The sequence below is a fragment of the Sulfitobacter sp. HI0129 genome, assembly GCF_001635395.1.
GTDB lineage: Bacteria > Pseudomonadota > Alphaproteobacteria > Rhodobacterales > Rhodobacteraceae > Sulfitobacter.
Genome location: NZ_LWGH01000391.1, coordinates 1 through 9432, shown reverse-complemented (window position 1 = coordinate 9432; position 9432 = coordinate 1). Strand labels below are relative to the sequence as shown.

General features: G+C 65.6%; 9 protein-coding genes. 4 read left to right on the top strand and 5 right to left on the bottom strand.

The window, feature by feature from the left end:
- The 3 genes from A3764_RS10280 to A3764_RS10270 all read left to right on the top strand — a co-directional run.
- A partial coding sequence (locus A3764_RS10280) for an NAD(P)/FAD-dependent oxidoreductase (RefSeq protein WP_150122138.1) occupies window positions 1–673 on the top strand: 673 nt, incomplete at its 5' end.
- Window positions 674–703: 30 nt separating this feature from the next.
- Complete coding sequence (locus A3764_RS10275; RefSeq protein WP_067920875.1) at window positions 704–1870, top strand: M20 aminoacylase family protein; 1167 nt, start codon at window positions 704–706, stop codon at window positions 1868–1870.
- 119 nt (window positions 1871–1989) lie between these two features.
- On the top strand, window positions 1990–3156 hold the full coding sequence (locus A3764_RS10270) for a M20 aminoacylase family protein (RefSeq protein ID WP_067920873.1): 1167 nt from the start codon (window positions 1990–1992) through the stop codon (window positions 3154–3156).
- A gap of 102 nt (window positions 3157–3258) precedes the next feature.
- On the opposite strand, the gene A3764_RS10265 is transcribed toward A3764_RS10270, so the two are convergent.
- Genes A3764_RS10265 through moaA form a run of 3 tightly spaced genes read right to left on the bottom strand, consistent with a single transcriptional unit; the run spans window position 3259 to window position 6594 of the window.
- A complete protein-coding gene (locus tag A3764_RS10265) occupies window positions 3259–4296 on the bottom strand; it encodes a glycosyltransferase family 4 protein (RefSeq protein ID WP_067951560.1) in 1038 nt (345 codons plus the stop codon).
- Entirely contained in the window at window positions 4289–5578 is a 1290-nt protein-coding gene (locus A3764_RS10260; protein WP_067920869.1) for a 3-deoxy-D-manno-octulosonic acid transferase, read from the bottom strand. The genes A3764_RS10265 and A3764_RS10260 overlap by 8 nt, the downstream gene beginning before the upstream one ends.
- A gap of 8 nt (window positions 5579–5586) precedes the next feature.
- Complete coding sequence (moaA, locus tag A3764_RS10255; protein ID WP_067920868.1) at window positions 5587–6594, bottom strand: GTP 3',8-cyclase MoaA; 1008 nt, start codon at window positions 6592–6594, stop codon at window positions 5587–5589.
- Between the two features lie 86 nt (window positions 6595–6680).
- On the opposite strand from moaA, the gene A3764_RS10250 reads away from it, so the two are divergent.
- Entirely contained in the window at window positions 6681–7220 is a 540-nt protein-coding gene (locus tag A3764_RS10250; RefSeq protein ID WP_067920866.1) for a hypothetical protein, read from the top strand.
- Here the strand turns inward: A3764_RS10250 and A3764_RS10245 are convergent.
- Complete coding sequence (locus tag A3764_RS10245) at window positions 7217–7912, bottom strand: DNA alkylation repair protein (RefSeq protein WP_067920864.1); 696 nt, start codon at window positions 7910–7912, stop codon at window positions 7217–7219. The two genes, A3764_RS10250 and A3764_RS10245, sit on opposite strands and share 4 nt — an antisense overlap.
- A partial coding sequence (gene glmS, locus A3764_RS10240) for a glutamine--fructose-6-phosphate transaminase (isomerizing) (protein WP_067951559.1) occupies window positions 7909–9432 on the bottom strand: 1524 nt, incomplete at its 5' end. The genes A3764_RS10245 and glmS, both read right to left, overlap by 4 nt.

Genomic DNA, 9432 nt, shown 5'->3' with positions numbered 1-9432 from the left:
GCTGCGGCGCCACGGGGTCGCGATGCCCCAGCTTTCGGTGCGCGAGAACGTGGCCGCCACCGAGCCGCTGCCGGAGATCACCCGCGGGGCGGCGGCCACCCGGGCCGTTGCCTTCCGGCGCCGGGAGGACGGCGGCTATACGCTCGCTCCCCCCGGCGCGCCCGAGCTTTTCGTGGGGCCCGATGCGGTCCGCGCCTTCCCCCATTACCTGACGCAGCTGCGGGCCGATCCGCTGGGCCAGCGCCTGTTGCCCTTCGCCCCGCGCGGCTTTCCCGACGCATGGACCACCCGCCGCCGTTGGAGCGATGATGAACCCTCGCCCTTCGAACGGATCCGCATCCTCGATCCCGCGCCCAACATGCGCCGTATCCGGCGGTTGCTGCAGGATTTCGCCGCCCTCTATCCGGAATTGCCGCCCGTACGGCTCAAACGAGCATGGGCGGGGATGATCGACACGATGCCCGATATCGTCCCGGTGGTGGATCGCTGTGCCGATCTGCCGGGGCTCATCATCGGGACGGGCATGTCGGGGCATGGTTTCGGCATCGGGCCCGGCATGGGCGAAGTCCTGGCCGCTCTGGCAATGGACGACGATCCCGGTCATGATCTGACGAGATTCCGCCTGTCGCGGTTTCGCGACGGCAGCCCCATGCGTCTGGGGCCGAACGTCTGACCCGAATACCCAGTTCACAAAGGACACGTCATGCCGATCAAGAATCGTTTCGCCGATACACACGCTGAAATCACCGGCTGGCGGCGGCATCTGCACCAGCACCCCGAGTTGCAGTTCGACGTTCATGAAACGGCAAAATTCGTCGAAGAGAAGCTGCGCGGTTTCGGCATCACGGATATCACCACCGGGATCGGACGCACCGGGGTCGTGGCGGTGGTCGAAGGGCGGTCCAATACCTCTGGCCGCACCATCGGTCTGAGGGCGGATATGGACGCGCTGCCCATAGAGGAGGCGACAGGCCTTCCCCATGCCTCCACCGTGCCCGGGAAGATGCACGCCTGCGGGCATGACGGCCATACCGCCATGTTGCTGGGGGCCGCGCAATATCTTGCCGAGACCCGCAACTTCGACGGGCGCTGCGTGCTGATCTTCCAGCCCGCGGAAGAGGGCGGCGGCGGCGGAAACGAAATGGTCAAGGACGGGTTGATGGACCGCTGGGCCATCGACGAGGTCTACGGGATGCACAACATGCCGAACTACCCGGTCGGCGCATTCGCCATCCGGCCCGGCGCGCTGCTCGCCTCGGCCGATCAGTTCGATATCGTGGTGACGGGCAAGGGCGGCCATGCGGCCGCCCCGCATGAGGCGATCGACCCCAATCTTGCCGCGGCACATGTTCTCGTCGCCCTGCAGTCGGTCGCCAGCCGCAATGTCGATCCGCTGAAGCAGGTCGTCGTTTCCGTCTGTGCGCTGCGCAGCGACAGCGAGGTGCATAACGTCATCCCCCAGACCGTGCTGATGCGGGGGACCGTGCGCACGCTTGATGCAGGTGTGCGCGACCTGGCCGAGGAACGGGTGCGCGCCCTCGTTGAACACACCGCCGCCGCCTATGGCTGCACCGCCAAGATCGACTACGAACGTGGCTATCCCGTGATGGTGAATCACACCGATCACACCGGTTATGCCGCAGAGGCGGCGGAGGCGATCATGCCCGGCGTCGACCGCGACACGCCCCCCATCATGGCGGGGGAGGATTTCGCCTATATGCTGAACGCCCGGCCCGGTGCCTATATCATGATCGGCAACGGCGACGGGGCCACCGTCCACCACCCCGAATACGACTTCAACGACGAAGCAATCCCCGCCGGATGTTCCTGGTTCGCGGAGGTGGTTGAGACCCGCCTCCCGCTGGCGTAGAAGGATGCAAACGCATGTTTGGCGACACGCGCGCCATTCATGCGCCGACACCGGGGGAGGGGTAGGCGCCATCACGGCGCTTGCGGATCTCCGGCCCGGGAACCTCTGGGAGAGATGAGATGCCGGTCAAGAACCGCTTTGCCGAACTGCACGACGATATCACGGCCTGGCGCCGGGATATCCACGAGAATCCCGAAATCCTGTTCGAAACGCACCGGACCTCGGCGCTGGTGGCGGAAAAGCTGCGCGCCTTCGGTTGCGATGAAGTGGTCGAGGGGATCGGACGTACCGGCGTCGTCGGCGTCATCAAGGGGCGCGAGACGGGGTCGGGCAAGGTGATCGGCCTGCGTGCCGATATGGACGCGCTGCCGATCAACGAACAGACCGGCGTGGCCCATGCCTCCAAGACGCCCAATGCGATGCATGCCTGCGGCCATGACGGTCATACCGCGATGCTTCTGGGGGCCGCGCAATATCTGGCCGAGACGCGCAATTTCGACGGTACCGTGGTGGTCATCTTCCAGCCCGCCGAAGAAGGCGGCGGCGGAGGGCGCGAAATGTGTGCCGACGGGATGATGGAACGCTTCGGCGTGCAGGAGGTCTACGGCATGCACAACTGGCCGGGCCGTCCCACGGGCAGCTTTGCCATCCGGCCTGGCCCCTTCTTTGCCGCGACCGACCTGATCGAGATCGAGGTCGAGGGCCTCGGCGGTCATGCCGCCAAGCCGCAGGAGACGATCGACACCACCGTCGTGGCGAGCCACCTCGTTCTGGCGCTGCAGACCATCGTGAGCCGCAATGCGGACCCGGTGGAACAGATCGTCGTTTCCATCACCTCGTTCGAGACCTCGTCAAAGGCCTTCAACGTCATTCCGCAGCGGGTTTCGATCATGGGCACGGTGCGCACCATGTCGAACGAATTGCGCGACCTTGCCGAAAAGCGCATGGGCGAGATCTGCGAAGGCGTGGCGGCGACTTACGGCGCCACGGCAAAGCTGAACTACATCCGCAACTACCCCGTGATGGTCAACCATGAGGAGCAGACCGATTTCGCCGCCAAGGTCGCGCGCAGCGTGGCGGGCGATTGCGATGAGGCACCGCTGGTCATGGGCGGCGAGGATTTCGCCTTCATGCTGGAGGAACGCCCGGGCGCCTATATCCTCGTGGGGAACGGCGATACGGCGATGGTCCACCATCCGAAATACGACTTCAACGACGAGGCGATTCCGGCGGGATGCAGCTGGTGGGCGGAGATCGTCGAACAGCGGATGCCCGCGGCGGGCTGAGCGCGCTGCGTACCACCTGCGCCGGGTTGAACGGGGTTGGTGGTGCGCCGTGAGTATTTGAAAAAGGGTGAAGGGCGGAACGCAGTTTCCGCCCTTTTGCCGTCAGCGCGCCCAGAGTGATTGGTAGACGGCGTCGATCCCTTCCGCTTCTGCCCTTGCACTGAACCGCGTTTCCGCGAGCTTCCGGATCAGGGCGGAGCGGGCGGGCGGGGTATCTGACAGCAGGGTTTCGGCAGCGGCGGCAGCGGCTGCGGGATCGTCGGGCGGGACAATGCTGCCGGCGCGGCCGTCGTCCGCGAATACCCGGTAATAGCCCGCGTCGGTCGCCACGAAAGGCACCCCTGCCGCCATGCCTTCCAGCGGGGCCATGCCGTAGCCTTCGTATCGCGGCAGTTGCATGACGAGGGAGAGGCCCTGCACGAGCGCGGGGAGTTCAGAGGCCGGCAATTCACCCGGAAAAAGCAGCCGGTCGCCAAGGCCAGCGGACCTTGCCTGCGCCTTCAGCCCGTCGAGGAAGGACTGGTGCCGCCTGTCCGCCCTACCGATCACCAGCGCGACGGTATCGGGGTGATCCGGCAAGAGGCGCAGCATGGCGTCGACGAAGCGGTCGGTGCCCTTTTCGGGACGTATCCGGCCAATCGTGGCAATGCCCTGCTGTCCCCCGAAGCCGAGGGCCTGCCACGCGGCGGCGCGATCCTGCGGCGGGGTAAAGCGATCGGTGTCCACCCCGTGGGGGACCACGGCCCTGACATGGGGCACGAAGCGCGCGGCTTCTTCGGTGGTGGCGATGACCGCATCCATCCGCGAAATGAGCCATCGGGGGAAGGCCGAGTGCAGCCGTTGGGCCGCGGAGGTAAAGACGATCCGGACCGGGGCGCGGCGCACATCCCGGAGCCAGAGCGCGCTGTGCATTTCCGTATTCCGGCGCACGTGCCAAATGGCGAAAGGCCGGGTCTTGCCGTCAAATGCACGGCTTTGCGCATGGGCGGCTTGGCGGGACAGCGGCGCCGGGCAGCCGGGCAGGGGGTGGCCCACCAGCGCCAGTGGATAGTGCCCCACCTGCTGGCGGATGACATTGGCCGCAGTGGCGGAGACCCCGGTGAAGTTCGGGTTGTAGTTGGTGACGAAAAGGTCAGTCATGCCGCCGCAGGTCCAGGGCGGCGATGATCCGGTCGGACACCGCGTCGAGCTTGTGGGTCTGGTTGCCGATGAACCGCGCCCCGGCGGCCCTTGCCGACTCGAGAGCCTGCGGATCGTCGAGCCAGTCCGCGACCTTGGCTGCGAGGTCTTCGCCATCGGCCACGAGACGGGCGGCGGTTCCCATTTCCAGCGCGGCATAGGTCTCGGCAAACGCCGCGACATGCACACCGCTCAGAACCGCGGCGTCGGACTGGATGACCTCGAACGGATTATGCCCGCCCACCGGGTTGAGCGACCCGCCGAGGAACACGATGGGGGAAAGCGCGTACCAGTTGCCCAGTTCCCCCATCGTATCGGCCAGAAAGACCTGCCCCGCGGGCAGATCGCCCCGGCTGCGGCGGCTGAAGGACATGCCTTCGGCGGCGATCAGCGCCGTGACCTCGGCGCTTCGGTCCGGATGCCGGGGCGCGAGGATGAGGCAAAGGTCGGGCCGGTCCCGCAGGAGGATCTTGTGCGCCAGCAGCACTTCGCGTTCTTCGCCGGGATGGGTGGAGGAGGCGACCCAGACGGGCCTTTCCCCAAGTGCGGCGCGGGCGGCGTTCAGCGCCTCTTGGTCGATGGGCAGCGGGTCGGAAAGGCCCTTGAGGTTCATGCCCTCGGCAATGCGATCCGCAGGCGCGCCGAGGTCGCGCATGGTTTCGGCCATGGTGGCATTCTGCGTCAGGACCAGATCGAAAACCTCGAGCAGGTACCGCGCGAGATCGGGGCGGGCCTGCCAGCGCGCGACGGAGGTTTCCGACAGGCGCGCGTTGACCAGCGCCATGCGCGCCCCGCTTTCGCGGGTGCGGCGCAACATCTGGGGCCAAAGCTCGCTTTCAACAAAAATCGCCGCATCTGGGCGCCAGTGCCGCAGGAAGCGCCTGAGCGGGCCGGGCGCATCAAGGGGGGCGAACTGGTGCCGGGTGCGATCCGGCAGGCGCTTGGCGATAAGCTCTGCGGATGTCGCCGTGCCGGAGGTGAGCAGGAATTCTGCCCTAGGAAGGGCCACACCCATACGACCGATCAGGGCCAGAACGGAAAGACTTTCACCCACCGACGCGGCGTGAAACCAGATCAGCGGTTGGGCATCCGGACGCGGAAGGCTCGCCCGGCCCAGCTTTTCGCGGGCCCGCGCCCGGGAAACGCCTGCCTTGCGCAGCTTGCGTATCTCGGCCCCGCCCGCAATGGGCAACAGCGCCGAGCTTGCCGCAACCCAGGCCCGGTAGAGAAAGGGGGTGGACACGATGTGCCCTAGCCGCCGGTATGGCTCATGTGGCGGGTCATCTGGCCATCCGCGACCTGACGCGAATAGTCGAAATCATGGCCCTTCGGTTTGCGCAGGATCGCCGCCTCGATGGCGTCGCGCAGCGGGCCGTCATCCTCCGGATGGTCGCGGAGCGGCGCGCGTAGGTCGGCCACGTCTTCCTGCCCGAGGCACATGTAGATTTCGCCGGTGCAGGTGACGCGCACGCGGTTGCAGCTTTCGCAGAAATTATGGCTCAGCGGTGTGATGAAGCCGATCTTCTGGCCGGTTTCCTCCAGCCGGACGTAGCGCGCGGGACCGCCCGAACGCTCGGCCAGATCGGTGACGGTGTATTCCTCCGCGTAACGGGCACGCACGTCTTTCAGGGACCAATATTGATCGAGCCGATCCTCATTGCCCAGATCGCCCATGGGCATCACCTCGATCCATGTCAGGTCGATGTCCCGTTCGGCGCACCAGCGCGTGATGGATGGCAGTTCGTCCTCGTTGAAGCCCTTGAGTGCCACGGCATTGATCTTCACCCGAAGCCCCGCACGCTGGGCGGCGTCGATACCGCGCAGGACCTGCGGCAGGCGGCCCCAGCGGGTGACAGCGGCAAAGCGGTCCTCGTCCAGTGTATCGAGCGAAACGTTCACCCGCCGCACGCCCGCGGCATAGAGGTCATCCGCGAAACGTTCGAGCTGGCTGCCGTTGGTGGTAAGGGTCAACTCTTTCAGTGCACCGCTCTCGAGATGCCGCGACATGCTCTGGAAGAACGTCATGATGCCGCGCCGGACTAGGGGCTCGCCCCCCGTGATGCGCAGCTTTTCGACACCGAGGTTCACGAAGGTCGAACAGAGCCTGTCCAACTCTTCGAGCGTCAGCAATTCCTTCTTTGGCAGGAAGGTCATGTTTTCGGACATGCAATAGACACAGCGGAAATCGCAGCGGTCCGTGACAGAGACGCGCAGGTAGGTGATCGCGCGATGAAATGGGTCAATGAGACGTGGGGTCATGTCACGATAGGTAATGGTCCGCCCATCGCGGGGCAAGCCGCATTTCCGCGATTGAAGGGCGCAAGCCCCCGGCTTAAGACGAAAGCATGACACATTTTCGTATATTCGCCGCCCTCGGGGCGGGATTGTTCGCCCTTTCGGCCTGTGGTCTGGCGGAGCGTATCGGCGCGGGTAGGGGTATTTCCACCCCCGCGGGGCAGGCACAGGCATCGGCGGCCGGCACGCTCAGCGCGCCCGCGCCGGTGCGCGATGCCACGTTGAGCCCTGCCACAGCCGCGCCGCCCCCGTCGCCCGCGGCCCGCACCGCCGAGGCGCTGGATACCACGACGGCGGAACAGCGCGCCGCCGCCACCGCAAAGCCGACTGTTCCCAGCACGTCGCTGGGCACGACCGTTGTTTCCCTCGGTAGTCCGACGGAGCCGGGGCTCTGGCTCAAGACGCCGCTGGTGGATACGGAGACCGAAGGGCGCGTGACCAATACGCAGAACGGTAAATCGGCTGTTGTGACTCTTATCCCGATCGAGGGTGCCAATACCGCGGGCAGCCGCATGTCGCTGGCGGCGCTGCGGCTGATAGAGGCATCTCTTACCGATCTGACGAAAGTCGAGGTCGCGCTGAACAGCTAGGCTGAGGCGTCTCGCCGCAGGTGGCGCATCGCTTCCTTCACGGCGAAGGGTTTCATGCTGTCACCGTGGGTGGCGATGAACTGCCGCGTGCGGTCGGGGTCGTGACGTGATAGATCGCGCAGCCACCATCCGACCGCCTTCTGAATGAACCAGCGGTGGTCGGGTACGAGCCGCGCGGCCCAGCCGAGTATCCTGTCGCGGGCCTCAAGCTCTGCGGGTTTGGGGTGGTTTTGTTTTGTCCAGGGCAGCGTGCTGACCAGTGCGGCGCGTCTTCTCCACATATGATCGCTGTCGATCCAGGTCGCGACCTCATCGAGGCGCGAGGGGTCCGCCGTCAGCCGCTTTTGCGCGGCCATGCTGGCGTGATCCGCGATGGCCCAACTGTCAAAATCCGGGCACCACGACGCGATGAGCCGCCAAGCGGCCTCGTCATCAGGGCGCAGCCTCGCCTGTGTCAGCAACTTGGCCGCCGCCACCCGTGCTTCGAATATGTCGCTGCGCCACAGCCCCTCCGCCAAGGTGACGCGGGCCGGAACGTCCAGCGCGTTGCGCCAGGCTTTCGCGCAGTCGTCGATCTGCGGGTTGGACAGGCCCAGATAGGTCCGCTCGGCCTTGTGATAGCGGCGCATGCTTGCGGCGCGTTCGGGGTCGGCGCCCGCCGCGAGATCGGCAAGCGCCTCCTCCGGGGTCATTCCACCGTGACCGATTTCGCCAGATTGCGCGGCTGGTCCACATCCGTGCCTTTCGCGACGGCGGTGTGATAGGCCAGCAGTTGCGCCGGGACCGCGTAAAGAATGGGGGCGAGCATGTCGGGGCAGGAGGGCATCTCGATGCTGGACCAGACACCGTCGCCAGCTTCGTCCAGCCCTTTGCGGTCGGAAATCAGGATCACCTTGCCCTTGCGGGCCATCACTTCCTGCATGTTGCTGACCGTCTTGTCGAAAAGTCCGTCCCGCGGCGCCATGACCACCACGGGGACATGTTCATCCACCAATGCGATCGGCCCGTGCTTTAATTCGCCCGATGCATAAGCTTCGGCGTGTATATAGCTGATTTCCTTAAGCTTAAGCGCACCTTCGAGGGCGAGGGGATACATCGGTCCGCGGCCCAGAAACAGCACGTCACGCGCGTTGGACAGTTTCAGCGCGGCATCGCGAATGGTATCGTCGAGTTCAAGCGCCGCGTTGATCAGACCGGGCAGGCTGCGCAGTTCGGCCACCGCCTTGGCGAGACCGGCATCATCCAGCGTGCCCCGTGCATGGGCCGCTTCGAGAGCGAGGATAAGCAGAACCGAAAGTTGGCAGGTGAACGCCTTGGTCGAGGCCACGCCGACTTCGACCCCCGCGAGGATCGGCAGCGCCGTGTCGCTTTCCCGCGCGATGGACGATTCCGGCACGTTGACCACCGACAATATGCTGTCCACCTTACCCGCGCAGTAGCGCAGGGCGGCCAGTGTGTCCGCGGTTTCGCCCGACTGGCTGACGAAGAGCGCGAGCGTCCCCGGCGAGACCGGCGGCTCGCGATAGCGGAATTCCGACGCCACGTCGATCTCGACCGGGATACGGGCGATCTGTTCGAACCAGTATTTCGCCGTGAAACAGGCGTAGAATGCCGTGCCGCAGGCCACCATTGTGATGCGGTCGATCTTGCTGAAATCGATCCGGTCCCGAGGGATGCCGATGGTGCCGTCCGCGCCGAGATAGTGGTTCAGGGCCTCGGCGATCACGTTGGGCTGCTCGGCGATTTCCTTCGCCATGAAGTGCCGGTGGCCCTGTTTGTCAATCCGGGTGTTGGCGACCTGTATACGGCGCACCTCCCGCTCGACCGTATTGCCATTGGCATCGACGATCCCGACGGAGGTGCGGGTCAGAACGGCCCGGTCGCCTTCTTCGAGATAGCTGATCCGGTCAGTGGAGGGGGCGAGCGCGATGGCGTCGCTGCCCACGAACATCTCGCCGTCACCATAGCCGATGGCGAGGGGGGAGCCACGCCGCGCCGCGATCATCAGGTCTTCCTCGCCATGGAAAAGGAAGGCGAGTGCGAAGGCGCCCTGCAGCCGGGCCAATGTCTTGTCCGCGGCTTCCAGCGGAGACGCGCCTTTTTCCATGTAATGCTGCGTCAGCAGCGCCACGGTTTCGGTGTCGGTTTCGCTATGGAACTGCATCCCGTTGGATTCCAGCTCGCTGCGCAGCTCGCGAAAGTTTTCGATGAT

Bases quoted from the DNA above. Each gene is read 5' to 3' on its own strand.
- A3764_RS10265 (WP_067951560.1), bottom strand. From the start codon at position 4,296: ATGACTGACCTTTTCGTCACCAACTACAACCCGAACTTCACCGGGGTC.
- A3764_RS10250 (WP_067920866.1), top strand. From the start codon at position 6,681: ATGACACATTTTCGTATATTCGCCGCCCTCGGGGCGGGATTGTTCGCC.
- A3764_RS10245 (WP_067920864.1), bottom strand. From the start codon at position 7,912: ATGACCCCGGAGGAGGCGCTTGCCGATCTCGCGGCGGGCGCCGACCCC.
- moaA (WP_067920868.1), bottom strand. From the start codon at position 6,594: ATGACCCCACGTCTCATTGACCCATTTCATCGCGCGATCACCTACCTG.
- A3764_RS10275 (WP_067920875.1), top strand. From the start codon at position 704: ATGCCGATCAAGAATCGTTTCGCCGATACACACGCTGAAATCACCGGC.
- A3764_RS10270 (WP_067920873.1), top strand. From the start codon at position 1,990: ATGCCGGTCAAGAACCGCTTTGCCGAACTGCACGACGATATCACGGCC.